This is a genomic window from Streptomyces sp. S4.7 (assembly GCF_010384365.1).
Taxonomy (GTDB): domain Bacteria; phylum Actinomycetota; class Actinomycetes; order Streptomycetales; family Streptomycetaceae; genus Streptomyces.
Window position 1 is genome coordinate 6,742,072 of the sequence record NZ_CP048397.1, and the last position, 15,772, is coordinate 6,757,843.

Consider the following 15,772-nt stretch of genomic DNA (forward strand, 5'->3'; position numbering starts at 1 on the left):
GCGATCGCCCGGAAGTCTGCGACCATCGGGGAGGACAGGCGACCGAACAAGCGCTTGCTTGCCCAGTGTCCCTGCGGGGCTTGTGCGCCGTGGTGGGCGTTCCTAACATCATTGCTGTTACATCGTTGGTGTCACACCGCTGGGAGAGCTGACCATGACGGCGACAACGAACGGCCCGCTGGCCGGGGTGCGAGTGGTCGAGCTGGCCGGTATCGGGCCCGGCCCGTTCGCCGCCATGCAGCTGGCGGACCTCGGCGCCGACGTCGTGCGCGTCGACCGGCCGGGCGGCGCCGGGCTCGGGATCGACCCCCGGTACGACCTGATGAACCGCAACAAGCGCTCCGTGCTCCTCGACCTCAAGTCCGACGACGGACCCGCCCAGCTCCTCGACCTCGCCGAACGCGCCGACGTCCTCATCGAGGGCTACCGGCCCGGCGTCGCCGAACGCCTCGGCGTCGGCCCCCGGGAGTGCCTCGCCCGCAACCCCCGGCTGGTGTACGGCCGGATGACCGGCTGGGGCCAGGACGGCCCGCTCGCCCAGCGCGCCGGGCACGACATCGACTACATCGCCGTCGCGGGCACCCTCTCCATGTTCGGCGACGCCGACCGGCCGCCCACCGTCCCCGCCAACCTCGTCGGCGACTACGCGGGCGGCTCGCTCTACCTCGTCATCGGGATCCTCGCCGCCCTCCAGCACGCCCGCACACCCGGTGGCACCGGCCAGGTCGTGGACGCGGCCATCGTCGACGGCGCCGCGCATCTGACGACGATGATCCACGCCATGTCGGCGGCCGGCGGCTGGCAGGACCGGCGCGGGGCGAACCTGCTGGACGGCGGAGCGCCCTTCTACGGCAACTACGCGACGGCGGACGGCGAGTACATGGCCGTCGGCGCGCTGGAGCAGCGGTTCTACGACGAGTTCATCGACCTGCTCGGCATCAAGGACGACGTCCCCGCCCGCAAGGACTTCGCCCGCTGGGACGAGCTGACGGCCGCCGTCACCGCCCGGTTCAAGGAGAAGACCCGCGCCGAGTGGACGGCGGTCTTCGAGGAATCCGACGCCTGCGTGGCGCCCGTGCTTTCGCTGCGCGAGGCCCCCGCCCATCCGCACCTCGTGGCCCGCGGCACCTTCACCGACCACGCGGGCATCACCCAGCCCGCCCCCGCACCGCGCTTCTCGGCCACACCCACCTCCGTACGGAGCGCGCCCGCGCTGCCGGGGGCGGACACCGGGCGGATCGCCGACGACTGGGACGTCCCGAGCATCAAGAGCGGCGCCGCCGCGTCCAACAGCACCTCCAACGACCCCGAAAGGCCGCTGTCTTGAGTACCGAAGCGTATGTGTTCGACGCGATCCGCACCCCGCGCGGTCGCGGCAAGGCCAACGGTGCCCTGCACGGCACCAAGCCGATCGATCTCGTCGTCGGCCTGATCCACGAGATCCGCGGCCGGTTCCCCGGACTCGACCCGGCGGCGATCGACGACATCGTGCTCGGTGTCGTCAGCCCCCTCGGCGACCAGGGCTCCGACATCGCGCGCACCGCCGCCGTCGCCGCCGGACTTCCCGACACCGTCGCCGGCGTCCAGGAGAACCGCTTCTGTGCCTCCGGCCTCGAAGCCGTCAACCTGGCCGCCGCCAAGGTCCGTTCGGGCTGGGAGGACCTGATCCTGGCCGGTGGCGTCGAGTCGATGTCCCGCGTCCCGATGGGCTCCGACGGCGGCGCCTGGGCGATGGACCCGATGACCAACATCCGTACGGGCTTCGCCCCCCAGGGCATCGGCGCCGACCTGATCGCCACCATCGGCGGCTTCACCCGGCGCGACGTCGACGAGTTCGCCGCCCTGTCGCAGGAGCGCGCGGCGGCGGCCTGGAAGGACGGCCGGTTCGCCCGCTCCGTCGTCCCCGTCCGCGACGGCAGCGGGCTCACCGTCCTCGACCACGACGAGCACCTGCGGCCCGGCACCACGGCCGACACGCTCGCCTCGCTCAAGCCGTCGTTCGCGCAGATCGGCGAGCTCGGCGGATTCGACGCGGTGGCGCTCCAGAAGTACCACTGGGTCGAGAAGATCGACCACGTACACCACGCGGGCAACTCCTCCGGCATCGTCGACGGCGCCTCCCTCGTCGCCATCGGCTCCAAGGAGACCGGCGAGCGGTACGGCATGACGCCCCGCGCCCGTATCGTGTCGGCCGCCGTGTCCGGCTCCGAGCCCACGATCATGCTCACCGGCCCCGCGCCCGCCAGCCGCAAGGCACTCGCCAAGGCCGGACTTACCATCGGCGACATCGACCTCGTGGAGATCAACGAGGCGTTCGCCGCCGTCGTCCTGCGCTACGTCGCCGAGATGGGCCTCTCCCTGGACCAGGTCAATGTCAACGGCGGCGCCATCGCGCTCGGCCACCCGCTCGGCGCCACCGGCGCGATGATCCTCGGCACCCTCGTGGACGAACTGGAGCGCCAGGACAAGCGGTACGGCCTCGCCACGCTCTGCGTCGGCGGCGGCATGGGTGTCGCCACGATCGTCGAACGCGTCTGACCGTCCCTTCCGCCAAGCATCTCTTCGCTACGGAGCAGCAGCATGAGCGAGTCCACCACCATCCGCTGGGAGCAGGACGGGACAGGCGTCGTCACCCTCGTCCTCGACGACCCCGCCCAGTCGGCCAACACCATGAACCAGGGCTTCAGGACCTCGATCGCCGCGGTCGCGGCACGCGCCGAGGCCGAGAAGGACACCATCCGCGGCATCATCGTCACCTCCGCGAAGAAGACCTTCTTCGCCGGCGGCGACCTCAAGGACATGATCAGACTCGGTCCGGACGACGCCCGGCAGGCGTTCGACGCCGGACTGGCCGTCAAGCGCGCCCTGCGCACCATCGAGACGCTCGGCAAGCCCGTCGTCGCCGCCATCAACGGCGCGGCCCTGGGCGGCGGTTACGAGATCGCGCTCGCCTGCCACCACCGCGTCGCGCTCGACGCGCCCGGCTCCAAGATCGGCCTGCCCGAGGTCACCCTCGGCCTGCTGCCCGCGGGCGGCGGCGTCACCCGTACCGTACGGCTCCTCGGCATCTCCGACGCGCTGCTCAAGGTGCTGCTCCAGGGCACCCAGTACTCGCCGCGCCGCGCGCTGGACAGCGGTCTCGTCCACGAAGTCGCCGCCACCACCGAGGAGATGCTGGACCGGGCGCGCGCCTTCATCGACGCGCACCCCGAGTCGTGGCAGCCGTGGGACGTCAAGGGCTACAAGATCCCCGGCGGCACGCCGTCCACCCCGCGCTTCGCGGCCAACCTTCCCGCCTTCCCCGCCAACCTCCTGAAGCAGACCGGCGGTGCCCCCTACCCCGCTCCGCGCAACATCCTCGCCGCCGCCGTCGAGGGCTCACAGGTCGACTTCGAGACGGCGCAGACCATCGAGGCCAGGTACTTCACCGAACTGGTCACCGGGCAGACCGCGAAGAACATGATCCAGGCGTTCTTCTTCGACCTCCAGGCGGTCAACTCCGGCGCCAGCCGCCCCAAGGACATCGACAGGCGCACCGTGCGCAAGGTCGCCGTCCTCGGCGCCGGGATGATGGGCGCGGGCATCGCCTACTCCTGCGCCCGCGCCGGTATCGACGTCGTCCTCAAGGACGTCACGACCGAAGCGGCGGCCAAGGGCAAGGCGTACTCGCAGAAGCTGCTGGCCAAGACGGTCGCCCGGGGCCGTACGACCGAGGCCGACCGGGACGCGGTTCTGGCCCGGATCACTCCCACCGGCGAGGTGGCGGACCTCGCGGGCTGCGACGCCGTGATCGAGGCGGTCTTCGAGGACACCGCGCTCAAGCACCGCGTCTTCCAGGAGATCCAGGACGTGGTCGAGCCCGACGCGCTCCTTTGCTCCAACACCTCGACACTGCCCATCACCGCCCTCGCCGAAGGCACCGCACGGCCCGCCGACTTCATCGGTCTGCACTTCTTCTCGCCCGTCGACAAGATGCCGCTCGTCGAGATCATCAAGGGCGGCAAGACCGGCGACGAGGCGCTCGCCCGCGCCTTCGACCTCGTACGGCAGATCAGGAAGACACCGATCGTCGTCAACGACTCGCGCGGCTTCTTCACCTCACGCGTCATCGGCCGCTTCATCAACGAGGGCGTCGCGATGGTCGCCGAGGGCATCGAACCCGCCTCCGTCGAACAGGCGGCGGCGCAGGCCGGCTACCCGGCGAAGGTGCTCTCCCTGATGGACGAACTGACCCTCACCCTGCCGCGCCGGATCCGCGACGAGACCCGGCGCGCGGTCGTGGAGTCCGGCGGCACCTGGACCCCGCACCCGGCCGACGCGGTCATCGACCGCATGGTGGACGACTTCGGCCGCCCCGGACGCGCCGGCGGCGCGGGGTTCTACGACTACGCCGAGGACGGCAGCCGCACCGGCCTCTGGCCGGGCCTGCGCGAGCACTTCACCAAGCCCGACGCCGACGTGCCGTTCACCGACATGAAGGAGCGCATGCTCTTCTCGGAGGCGCTCGACTCCGTGCGCTGCCTGGACGAGAACGTCCTGACGACCGTCGCCGACGCCAACATCGGCTCCATCATGGGCATCGGATTCCCCGCCTGGACGGGCGGTGTCCTGCAGTACATCAACGGGTACGAGGGCGGGCTGCCCGGCTTCGTCGCACGGGCCCGTGAACTCGCCGCAACGTACGGGGAGCGCTTCTCGCCGCCCCCGTCGCTGGTGGCGAGGGCCGAGCGGGGAGAGACGTTCCACGACGCGCGGTAGCACCGCCGGGCCGGCCGCGTCCGGCGCGGGCCGTGTTCACCCGTCGGTGAACGCGGCCCGCAGCTCCTCCTTGAGCGAGCGCTGGAACGCGGTCACCAGCGCCTGCACGACCATCGGCTGCATGTGCGCCGACAGCGACCTCATCGCCGCCACCCGCTCCGGATCCGGCTCGCTCTCCTCGTACGGATTCCACACCTCGTCCCGGAAGAGGCGCGACAGCGCGTGCGCGGCCGAGCGGGTGTGCTCCAGCAGGACCGTACGGGCGGCGAGGATCGTCTCGTGCGCGATGGGCACCTCCAGCAGCTCCACCCCCAGGCGCAGCAGCCCCGGATCGAGCCGGTAGCGGCCGGGAGCGTCCGCACGGGCGAGGACGCCCATGGCAGTCAGCCGGTCGACGTCCTCATCGGCCAGAGGGCGTCCCGCGCGCTTCTCCAGCTCCGCCCGCGTCGCCTCCTCCGCCGAGTCCGGCGCCCATGTCGCCACCAGCGCCCGGTGTATGGCCAGATCGTGCGCGCTCAGATCCGGCGGCAACTGCTCCAGATAACGCTCGATCGCCGCGAGGGTCATGCCCTGGTGCTGAAGCTCCTCGATGAGCGCGAGCCGGGACAGGTGTTCGTGCCCGTAGTGCCCGACCCGGCGCGGTCCGATCACCGGGGGCGGCAGCAGACCGCGGGTGCCGTAGAAGCGGACGGTGCGCACGGTGACACCGGCGCGTGCGGCCAGCTCGTCGACGGTGAGCGTCGGCTCCTGGTCCGCTCCGGCCGCCCTCGCGGCTCCGGCCTCTGTGTCCATGCCGACAGTATTGCTGTCTCACCAGTACTGCGAAAGACAGGGCGAGGACCGCCGGCAGCCGCCTGCGAACCCGATGGTGCGGCCGGAGCCGGTGGGGTACTGTGACCCGACCGAAGCACAGTACGCACCGAGGAGGTGGGACCCATTACCGCAGTGTCAGGCCGGGTGCTCCCCTCTCACGGCCGCGCGGTCCGTCCGACAGGCTGAGACCGCCGGAGCGCCCGTAGGCGCCCCGAAAGGTTTCCATGTCGGCAACACCCTTCTCCTCCTCGCTTCCCTCCCTCTCCGCCGTCGTCAGCCGGCTCCGCGCCGCGGGCTGTGTCTTCGCCGAGGACGAGGCCCGGCTGCTGGTCTCCGCCGCCGACAGCCCGGCGGCCCTCACCGCGATGGTGAGCCGCCGCACCGCCGGACTGCCCGTGGAGCACGTCATCGGCTGGGCCGAGTTCTACGGCCTGCGGATCGCCGTCGACACCGGGGTCTTCGTCCCCCGCCGGCGCACCGAATTCCTCGTCCGGCAGGCGGCGGCCCTGATCCATCAGACCGCCGCCGGGCGGCCCGCCGTCGTCGTCGACCTGTGCTGCGGCTCGGGCGCACTCGGAGCCGCGCTGCTCGCCACCGCCCACCGACCCGTCGAGCTGTACGCGTGCGACATCGACCCGTCGGCCGTGGCCTGCGCCCGCCGCAACGTCGGTTCCGGCGGCACGGTCCTCGAAGGGGACCTCTTCGACGCGCTGCCGGACGGCCTTCGGAGCCGTATCGACATCCTCATCGCCAACGTGCCCTACGTACCGACCAGCGAGGTCGCACTCCTGCCGTCCGAGGCGCGGGAGCACGAACCGCTGGTCGCGCTCGACGGCGGCGCCGACGGGCTCGACGTGCTGCGCCGGGTGACCGCCGAGGCGCCCCACTGGCTGGCGCCCGGCGGCAATCTGCTGTTCGAGACGAGCGAGCGTCAGATCCCGGGCGCCGTCGGCACGGTCAGGGGCGACGGGCTCGCCCCACGGGTCGTGACCTCCGAGGAGTGGGAGGCCACCGTCGTCGTCGCCCAGCTGAGAGGCGCCCGGCTCGGGGCCGTGGCGCTCAGTCCAGACCCCCGCGGCCGATGACCCGCGCGTACCAGCGGGCGCTGTCCTTCGGCGTGCGCCGCTGGGTCGCGAAGTCGACGTGCACGGCACCGAACCGCTTGCCGTAGCCGTACGCCCACTCGAAGTTGTCCAGCAGCGACCAGAGGAAGTAGCCGCGTACGTCGGCGCCGTCCTCGATCGCCCTGTGGACGGCTTCGAGATGGGCGCGCAGATACGCGACGCGCTCGGGGTCGTGGACCGCGCCGGACGGGTCGGCGTAGTCGTCGTACGCCGCGCCGTTCTCGGTGACCATCAGCGGGACGTCCGGCAGTTCGTCGCGCAACCCGGTGAGCAGGTCGTACAGTCCGGTGGCGTCGACCGGCCAGTCCATCGCCGTACGCGGACCCGGAGCCGGGACGAAACGCACGTGCTCCTCGGCGCCGGGCCACGGCGACGGCGACTCGGACGTACCGCTCGCGACCACGGTGGGGGAGTAGTAGTTGATCCCCAGCGAGTCGACCGGCGCGGAGATCGTCGCCAGATCGCCGTCCTTCACGAAGGACCAGTCGGTCAGCTCGGCGGTGTCCTCGACGAGATCGCGCGGCAGCCGGCCGTGGAAGACGGGGTCGAGGAAGACACGGTTGCCGAGAGCGTCGATCCGGTGCACGGCGTCGAGATCCTCGGGGGAGTCCGTCAGCGGGCGTACGGCGTGCAGATTCAGCGTCAGCGAGACCTCCGCCTTCGCCGGCAGCACGTCACGCAGGACGCCGGTCGCGAGCCCGTGCGCCAGATTGAGATGGTGCGCGGCGCGCAACGCCGCCTCGGGGCGGGTGTGGCCCGGCGCGTGCACACCGGCCGCGTACCCCAGGAACGCCGCGCACCAGGGCTCGTTGAGCGTCGTCCAGGTCGGCACCCGGTCGCCGAGCGCACCGGCGACGAGCCCCGCGTACTCGGCGAACCGCTGCGCGGTCTCGCGGTGCGGCCAGCCGCCGGCGTCCTCCAACTCCTGCGGCAGGTCCCAGTGGTAGAGCGTGAGGACCGGCCGGATCCCCGCGAGAAGCAGCTCGTCCACCAGCCGCCGGTAGAAGTCGAGGCCGCGCTGTACGGCGGGCCCCCGGCCGGTCGGCTGGACGCGCGGCCAGGACACCGAGAAGCGGTAGTCCGTGACGCCCAACTCCCGCATCAGCGCGACGTCTTCGGCCATCCGGTGGTAGTGGTCGGCGGCGATGTCGCCGGTGTCGCCGTTGCGGACCTTGCCGGGCGTACGGCTGAAGGTGTCCCAGATGGACGGGGTCCGTCCGTCCTCGGACGCGGCCCCCTCGATCTGGTACGCGGCAGTGGCCGTCCCCCAGCGGAAGCCGGTGGGGAACCGTCGCTCCGTCGTGGTCTCGGGGCGGGCGTCGACAGCGGTCATGGAAGGAACTCCAGAGAAGTGGGACGGTGCGGTGGGGGGAAGGGGCGCGGGCGCCGGGGAGGGGCGTGGGAAGCCCGGGACGGAGGAGGTCTTCTGTTCGGCGGCTCAGCCCTTGACGGCGCCCTGCATGATGCCGCCGACGATCTGCCGGCCGAGCAGCCCGAAGACGAGCAGCACGGGAAGCGTGCCGAGCAGCGTCCCCGCCATGATCACCGACTGGTCGTGGACATAGCCGCCGCCGAGCTGGCGCAGCGCGACCTGGACCGTCGGCTCCTGCGAGGAGAGCGCGATGATCGGCCAGAAGAAGTCGTTCCACGCGGTCATGAAGGTCAGCATGCCGAGGACCGCCATGCCGGGCCGCGCGATGGGCACCACGATCGACCAGAAGATCCGCGCGGTGGACGCGCCGTCGACGCGTGCCGCCTCGATCAACTCGTCCGGCAGCGACTGCACGAGGTACTGCCGCATGAAGAACACCCCGAAGGCGGAGACGAGTCCGGGCAGGATCACGGCCTGGAGCTGGTTCACCCACTGGAGTTCGGCGATGAGCATGAACAGCGGGATCACGCCCAGCTGCGGCGGGATCATCATCGTGCCGATGGTCAGGGCCAGCAGTGCGCCCCGGCCCCGGAAACGGAGCTTGGCGAAGGCGAACCCGGCCAGCGTGCAGCACAGCACCGTACCGACGGTGATGGAGCCCGACACGATCAGCGAGTTGAGCAACGCCTTGCCGATGTCGGCCTCTTCGAGGACCGCCTCGAAGTTGCTGATCAGGTTGGGGCCCGGCAGCAGGGTGGGCGGTACCTTCGCCAGGTCGGCGTTGGAGCGGCTGGCCGCGACGATCGTCCAGTAGAACGGGAACGCCGAGATCAGCAGGGCGACGGTCAGGATGGCGTACGACAGCATGCCGCCGTGCATCGAGCGGGGAGGGCGCCTCTTGCGCCGCTCCGGCCGAGGGGGCGCCCCCTCGGTCCCGGTGGGCGGGGCCGGCGGTGCGGCGAGCGCGGTCATCGGCCGGCCTCCTTGCGTGAACGGCGGCGCACGATCAGGGCGTTGACCCCGACGAGCAGCACGATCAGGACGAACATGACCCAGGCGATCGCCGCCGCCCGGCCCAGATGGAAGAAGCCCCAGCCCTGCTCGTACATGTAGAGGCCGAGGGTCTGGTACTGGTGCGAGATACCGCCGGAGATGGACCCCTCGAACAGCAGGGGCTCACCGAAGAGCTGGGTCGCGCCGATGGTCGACACGATGGTGGTGAAGACGATCGTGGGGCGCAGGCCGGGCAGCGTGACATGGACGAACTGCCGCCAGCGGGACGCCCCGTCCATCTCCGCCGCCTCGTACAGCTCGCCCGGGATGGACTGCATGCCCGCCAGATAGATCAGCGCGTTGTAGCCGGTCCAGCGCCAGACGACGATGGAGGAGACGGCGATCTGCGAGGCGACCGTGCCCGTCTGCCAGTCGACGGGGCTCACCCCGACCAGCCCGAGCACATAGTTGATCAGGCCGAAGTCCCGGCCGAACAGCTGGGCGAAGACCAGGGTCGCGGCGGCGACGGAGGTGGCGTACGGCAGCAGGATCGCCGTCCGGATGAAAGTCCGGCCCCGGAGCTTGTAGTTGAGGAGATGGGCCAGTCCGAGCGCCATCGCGAGCTGGGGGACGGTGGACAGGACACCGATGGTGAACGTGTTGCGCAGCGAGGTCCAGAAGAACTCGTCGGTGAACAGCGCGGTGTAGTTGCCGAATCCGCGCCACTCCATGTCGCCGGGCGTCTGGAGCTCGACCCGGTACAGCGACACGAACGCCGTGTAGATCAGCGGGAAGAGACCGAAGGCGGCGAAGAGGGTGAAGAACGGGGCGATGTAGGCGTACGGGGAGAGTCGGCGCCAGGTGCGGCGTACGGCGGAGGACCCGTCGGTCGCGGGTCCGGGCACCGGCGGCGGCGCGGCCTTCGCGGTGGCGGTGAGGGTCACGGTACGGGGCCCTTCGGGGGGAGGGGGAGTGGATTCGGGTACTACGGAACCGGTGCGGGCGCCTCTGCGGCCCGTCCGGCGTCCGAGGAGGACCTGGTTGTGCGGCGGGGCCCGGCTTCGTCGGCGCGACCGGCCGCGCGCGGGCGGCTTCTTGCGACCGTCCGGCGCTTGAGGACGACCGGTGCGGCGGACGGCCGGGTTGGCGCGGCCGGTCGCCGATGGGGCGGCTTTTTCAGCCCGTCCGGCTCTTGAGGACGAACCGGCCCACCGGGCGGGCCCGGTGCCGCGTACCCACCCGTCGTCCGACGCGGGCCCGGTGTCGCCGACCCGCCCATCGCGCGGCGTGCCAGGCACGGCGGGGTACGGCGGGGCACGGCCCCAGAGCCGGGCCCCGCCCCGCCCGTGCCGTCAGCCGATCGTGTTCTCGACGCCCTTCTTGGCGTTCGACCACGCCTTGCCGGGCGCCGTGCCCTTGCGCTCCACCTCGCTCAGCGCGTTCGTGATCTGCTGCGCGACATTCGCGTCGTGCACACCGAGCACCTGCACCGGCGCCGCCTTGGCCGCCTCACCGAAGATCCGCCCGATCGGCGCACCCGAGAAGTACGGGTCCGTCGCGTCCGCGACCTGCTCGATCGCTCCCGTGGACGACGGGAAGTTGCCCTGCTTCTCGAAGAGCTTGGCCTGCTGCTCGGGGGCGGTGAGCCACTTGATCAGCTCGTACGCCTCCTCCTTGTGCTCGGCCGCGCGCGGCACCGAGAGGTACGAGCCGCCCCAGTTGCCCGCGCCGCCGGGCAGCTTGGCGATGTCCCACTTGCCCTGGCCGGCGTCGCCCGCCTGGCCCTTCACATAGCCGAGCATCCACGCGGGGCACGGGATGGTGGCGAAGGATCCGGCGGCGAACGCCTGGTTCCACTGCGGGGACCACTGGTCGAGCTTGGCGCTCAGACCGGACTCGGCGGCCTCGACGGAGGTGTCCCAGGCGGACTTGACCGCCGGGTTGTTCTCGTAGATCAGCTCGCCGGAGGCGTCGTAGTACCGCTCCTTCTCCTGGCCGATCATGATCGAGTAGAGGCTGCCGACGCTGTCGATCCAGGCGCTCTTGGCGGGTGCCTTCTCCATGTACTGCTCGCCCAGGTCGAGATAGCCGTCCCAGGTGGCCCACTTCTGCGCCAGCTCGTCGCGGTCGGTGGGCAGTCCGGCCTTCTTGAACAGGTCGGTGCGGTAACACATCGCCTCGGGCCCGACGTCCGTGCCAAGACCGAGGATCTTGCCGTCCTTCGTGGTCGCGGCGGACCACTTGGCCTCGGCGAACTCCTTCTCCAGCTTGTCCGCGCCGTACCGCTTCAGGTCCTCGAACTTGTCGGACTGCTGCTGGGTCACCGAGGCGATCCGGCCCACTTCGACGCCCTGCACGTCGGCGAGTCCGCCGCCGCCCGCGAGCCGGGTCTGGAGCGACTTCCAGTAGTCCGCCTCGTCCTCGGTGTCGCTCTGCTTGATCTTGACTCCGGGGTTGAGCTTCTCGTACTCCGCGTACAGGCCGGCTTCCTCGTAGCCGAACGCTCCGAAGAGGTCGACGGTCAGTGTGACCTTGCCGCCCGCCTCGTCCGAGGAGTCCGACGAACCTGATCCGCAGGCGGCGAGCAGGGCTCCGGCGAGTACGACCGCGCCGAGGGTCCGTCCGGTGGACCGGGCGCGTGCGGCGGACGTCCTGACGGTCCGGCAGATGGGCATGGGAAGCCTCCCTTGGCTTCGGGGTGAAGCGAGAGCGACACTTTGAGAGCGCTCTCAGAACGTGCGTCTGGAGCGTGCCCCCACGGCTGCCGCTCCGTCAAGACTCGAACGCATAACGGCGCCGGTCGACTGACAACCGCCTTCTCCGTCAGCTCTATTGACACTTAGGTTTCAGGAGTTTTACGTTCCTTGGCATCTGAGAGCGCTCTCGGACTCCCTTTCCCCCCATGACTTCGAGGTGCCGTCGATGCCCACCTCCCGCTCCAGACCGGCTTCCGTGCTGGTTCTGGTCACTGCCATGGCCGCCGTAGGACTGGGTCCTGCCGCCGGTCCCGCCTCGGCCGCGAACATCCCTGTCGGATCGGGCAGTTACTCCGACACCCGCCCCGCGGGCACGTCGGGGCCGACGAACAACGTCGGTGCCCCGGTCACGCCCAAACTGACCGAGGCGGCCAAGGACAGGCCCCTCCCGACCAACGACTGGTGGACCTCGCTCGCCTATCAGCGTTACGGCGACAACCCGTACTCCACCCCGATGTACGGCCACCCGCTCACCTACCAGGCCACCTCCGGCGGACTGGAGGTCGGCCATCCCACGACCGCCGCCATCGTGGGTGACGGCCGGCAGTACGAGTACGCGCACAAGGCCGATCTCACCCTGGGTCTGACCGGTCTCAACTCCCCGGACACCAAGGCCGACGACTGGTCGGACTGGACGGTCACGCCGTACTGGTCCGACGGCACCCGCACGCTGCGGACCACCATCGGCCACGGCATGCCCTACGTGTACGCGAAGGGCTCGGGCGGCGACGCGCGCATCACCACCGCGTCGGCACCCACCGTCTTCTCCGACGACGGCAACGTCCTCGGCATCACCGTCGCCGGACACCACTACGCGCTCTTCGCGCCGACCGGCAGCGACTGGTCGGTCTCGGGCTCCACCGTCACGGCCGGACTCGGCGACAAGGACTACTTCTCGCTCGCGCTGCTGCCGTCCGAGGACGCGCTGGCGACGTACGCCAAGTACGCCTACAGCTTCGTCACCGGCTCCACGACGAGCTGGAACAGCGAGGGCGGCGACGTCGAGGCGACGTACACCCTCACCACCGAGCCGCAGGAGGGCACGGAGAAGGGCACGATCCAGGCCCTCTACCGGCACCAGTGGCTCAACACGACCGACCAGCTCACCCCGTACACCTACGTGTCACCGCGCGGCACGATGAAGGTGCGCGAGGCGACGTCCTTCACCACCCGCCAGAAGGCGTCCGGTGTACTGCCCGCGCTGCCGGAGTCGAGCGGGGTCGACTCGGCCGCGCTCAAGGCGCAGCTGGACGAGGTGGTCAATGCCGGTGACCCGTTCTCCGGGGCGACCGACACCTACTGGACCGGCAAGGCGCTCGGCCGGCTCGCCCAACTGGCCCCGATCGCGGACCAGGTCGGCGAGACCGCGACCCGCGACAAGATCGTGGACCTGCTCAAGGGCCGTCTGGAGGAGTGGTTCACGGCGGGCGGTGCCAGTGAGTTCAGCTATGACAACGACTGGAAGACGCTGACCGGTTACCCGGCTTCGTACGGAAGCGACACCGAACTCAACGACCACCACTTCCACTACAGCTACTACGTGTACGCGGCGGCGATCGTCGCCCAGTACGACCAGGCGTGGGCCGCCGAGTCCGCCTGGGGCGGCATGGTCGAGACGCTGGTGCGCGACGCCGCCAACCCGAGCCGCACGGACAGCGACTTCCCGTTCCTGCGCGGCTTCGACGTGTACGCGGGCCACAGCTGGGCCTCCGGACACCAGGGCTTCGCCGCCGGCAACAACCAGGAGTCGTCGTCGGAGTCCATCAACCTCAGCGCGGGACTGGTCCTGTGGGGTTCGGCGACCGGCAACGACGAACTGCGTGAGCTGGGTTCGTACCTCCTGGCCACCGAGTCCGAGGCGATCGGGCAGTACTGGTTCGACGCGGACCAGGAGGTCTTCCCCGAGGACTTCCAGCGCGGCACGGTCGGCATGGTGTGGGGCAGTGGCGGCGCGTACTCCACCTGGTGGACCGCCAACCCTGAGGAGATCCACGGCATCAACGTCCTTCCCGTGACCGGCGGTTCGCTGCACCTGGGCCGTGAGAAGGAGGCCATCGGCCGCAACATCGCCGAGATGGAGCAGGAGAACGGCGGACCGGCCGTCGAATGGCGCGACATCCTCTGGGAGTTCGAGGCGATCGCCGACCCGGCGGGAGCGAAGGCCAAGTGGGACGCGGGCCAGGCGGCGCTGTCCCCGGAGGCGGGCGAGTCCAAGGCCCATGTCCACCACTGGATCGGCACCCTCGACGCGGTCGGCGCCCCCGACCCGGCGGTCACCGGGTCGATCCCGACCTCGGCCGTCTTCACCAAGGGCGGGGTGAGCACGTACGCGGCGCACAACTTCGCCTCGACGGAGCAGACCGTGACGTTCTCGGACGGCACGACGCTCACGGTGCCGGCGCGGTCGGCGGCGAGCACCACGGGTTAGGTCCTCTCCGGCGGATCTTCGGGGATCAGCCCGTCCCGGGCCCACGGAGATCCGCCGGACAGGGCATAGGGCGGACCACACCCAAGGTCCTCCGTCCTCGATCGCCGGACGGGCTCGTCTCCGGGCCCGGCCGGCGGTCAGGGGCCGCCCCACCCCCCACACGCGGCGGGTCCTCGGTCTCAGGCCGAGGCCCGCCGCACCAGCGTGGTCGGCGTGATCACTGACGCGGGCGCCCGCGTCTCCGCGCTGTCCTTGTCGAGTCCGCGCAGCAGCAGCCGCGCCATCAGCCGGCCCTGCCCCTCCACGTCCTGCCGGATCGTGGTCAGCGGCGGGTCGGTGTCCTTGGCGATGGACTCCATGTCGTCGAACCCGACCAGCGCCACCTCGCCGGGCACCGAGATACCGCGCTCGCGCAGTACCCGCAGCGCACCCGACGCCATCAGGTCGTTGGCCGCGAACACCGCGTCCAGGTCCGGGCGCCGCTCCAGCAGTTCGCGCATCGCCCGCGCGCCGCTGTCCGCCGTGAACTCGCCCTCGGTGATCAGGCTCGGGTCCGCGTCGAGCAGGACGTCGCGGTAGCCGTCGAGCCGGTCCGTGGACGAGGTCTGGTCGGGCGGGCCCGCGATGTGCGCGATCTGCTCGCGCCCGAGGTCGCGCAGATACTGCACGGCCGCCCGCGCGCCGCCGCGGTTGTCGGCGTCCACGTACGGCACGCCCTGATCGCTGGGCGCCGACGTCCAGCTCGGCCGGCCGCCGTACACCGTCGGCGTTCCCGACCGGCGGATGATGGCCGGCAGCGGATCGTCGATGTGCAGCGAGAAGGCGAGGGCGCCGTCGACATGGCCGCCCGCCAGATACCGGGCGATCCGCTCGAAGTCGCCGGGGCCTTCGAGCAGGAGCAGCACCAACTGGGTGTCGTGGGCGGTCAGTTCCTTGCTGATGCCGCGAATCTGCTGCGAGAAGAACGGGTCGGAGAAGATCCGGATCTCCGGCTCGGCGATGATCACGGCGACCGCGCCGGTCCGCCGGGTGACCAGGGTGCGGGCCGCGTGGTTCGGTACGTACCCCAGTTCCTCGACGGCCCTCAGCACCTTGTCGACCAGCGGCTGCCGCACCCCCGCACCGCCGTTGACGACCCGGGACGCGGTGGCCCGGGAGACGCCGGCCCGCGCCGCGACGGCTTCCAGCGTGGGCCGGGACCCAGGTGACTGCTCGGGCAAGGCGGGCGCTCCTCGTCGGTGGCCGTGCGGGTGGGCACAGCCCTGTTCTGGCCGGTGGACACGTGCGTGCTTGGGAGGGACCCGGCGGCGTTACGGGAGACCGTACGGGCCGCCGGACCGGTACAGGGTATCCGCTGCCCCCGAAGCCGAGAGAGCGCTCCCAGAGTGCCGCTCGCACGTCCCCGCAGGTGCGGCGGGCGTCCGTCGGCATACGACTGATCGCGGACAGCCCTCTGTCGCACCGTTGTTCACGGGAGTACGTTTCCGCCCCATGGAGATCCGTTCACGGGGCAAGCGTCCGCCGGACC

11 protein-coding genes are annotated in these 15,772 nt (G+C 70.9%); 5 read left to right on the plus strand and 6 right to left on the minus strand.

What is annotated here, in order from left to right; genetic code table 11:
* Window positions 1-154 precede the first annotated feature (154 nt).
* The 3 genes from SSPS47_RS29915 to SSPS47_RS29925 are packed head-to-tail and all read left to right on the plus strand — an operon-like array spanning window position 155 to window position 4,758.
* Window positions 155-1,327 (plus strand): CaiB/BaiF CoA-transferase family protein, encoded by a 1,173-nt coding sequence (locus SSPS47_RS29915; RefSeq protein WP_203557957.1) that lies wholly within the window; start codon window positions 155-157, stop codon window positions 1,325-1,327.
* On the plus strand, window positions 1,324-2,538 hold the full coding sequence (locus SSPS47_RS29920) for an acetyl-CoA C-acetyltransferase (RefSeq protein ID WP_164253650.1): 1,215 nt from the start codon (window positions 1,324-1,326) through the stop codon (window positions 2,536-2,538). Before SSPS47_RS29915 ends, SSPS47_RS29920 begins: the two co-directional genes overlap by 4 nt.
* A 42-nt stretch (window positions 2,539-2,580) precedes the next feature.
* Window positions 2,581-4,758 carry a 3-hydroxyacyl-CoA dehydrogenase NAD-binding domain-containing protein gene (locus tag SSPS47_RS29925; protein WP_164253651.1) on the plus strand — a complete coding sequence of 726 codons (2,178 nt, stop codon included), beginning with the start codon at window positions 2,581-2,583 and terminating at the stop codon, window positions 4,756-4,758.
* Between the two features lie 36 nt (window positions 4,759-4,794).
* Here SSPS47_RS29925 and SSPS47_RS29930 read toward each other — a convergent pair whose 3' ends face one another.
* Entirely contained in the window at window positions 4,795-5,550 is a 756-nt protein-coding gene (locus tag SSPS47_RS29930; RefSeq protein WP_164253652.1) for a MerR family transcriptional regulator, read from the minus strand.
* Between the two features lie 245 nt (window positions 5,551-5,795).
* On the opposite strand from SSPS47_RS29930, the gene SSPS47_RS29935 reads away from it, so the two are divergent.
* Window positions 5,796-6,656, plus strand: coding sequence for a putative protein N(5)-glutamine methyltransferase (locus tag SSPS47_RS29935; protein WP_164253653.1), 861 nt, complete (start codon window positions 5,796-5,798; stop codon window positions 6,654-6,656).
* Here SSPS47_RS29935 and SSPS47_RS29940 read toward each other — a convergent pair.
* From SSPS47_RS29940 to SSPS47_RS29955, 4 genes are all read right to left on the minus strand, one after another.
* Entirely contained in the window at window positions 6,631-8,028 is a 1,398-nt protein-coding gene (locus tag SSPS47_RS29940) for a GH1 family beta-glucosidase (RefSeq protein WP_164253654.1), read from the minus strand. The two genes, SSPS47_RS29935 and SSPS47_RS29940, sit on opposite strands and share 26 nt — an antisense overlap.
* Window positions 8,029-8,133: 105 nt before the next feature.
* The gene (locus SSPS47_RS29945) at window positions 8,134-9,039 is read right to left on the minus strand and encodes a carbohydrate ABC transporter permease (RefSeq protein WP_164253655.1); all 906 of its coding nucleotides are present in this window, start codon (window positions 9,037-9,039) and stop codon (window positions 8,134-8,136) included.
* The gene (locus SSPS47_RS29950) at window positions 9,036-10,004 is read right to left on the minus strand and encodes a sugar ABC transporter permease (RefSeq protein ID WP_147876328.1); all 969 of its coding nucleotides are present in this window, start codon (window positions 10,002-10,004) and stop codon (window positions 9,036-9,038) included. The genes SSPS47_RS29945 and SSPS47_RS29950 overlap by 4 nt, the downstream gene beginning before the upstream one ends.
* Before the next feature lie 408 nt (window positions 10,005-10,412).
* Window positions 10,413-11,735: an extracellular solute-binding protein gene (locus SSPS47_RS29955; RefSeq protein ID WP_164253656.1), complete on the minus strand. Its 1,323-nt coding sequence runs from the start codon at window positions 11,733-11,735 to the stop codon at window positions 10,413-10,415.
* A gap of 247 nt (window positions 11,736-11,982) precedes the next feature.
* On the opposite strand from SSPS47_RS29955, the gene SSPS47_RS29960 reads away from it, so the two are divergent.
* On the plus strand, window positions 11,983-14,244 hold the full coding sequence (locus SSPS47_RS29960) for a glycosyl hydrolase (protein WP_164253657.1): 2,262 nt from the start codon (window positions 11,983-11,985) through the stop codon (window positions 14,242-14,244).
* Window positions 14,245-14,423: 179 nt separating this feature from the next.
* Here the strand turns inward: SSPS47_RS29960 and SSPS47_RS29965 are convergent, their stop codons facing one another.
* Complete coding sequence (locus SSPS47_RS29965; protein WP_164253658.1) at window positions 14,424-15,464, minus strand: LacI family DNA-binding transcriptional regulator; 1,041 nt, start codon at window positions 15,462-15,464, stop codon at window positions 14,424-14,426.
* Between the last annotated feature and the right edge of the window lie 308 nt (window positions 15,465-15,772).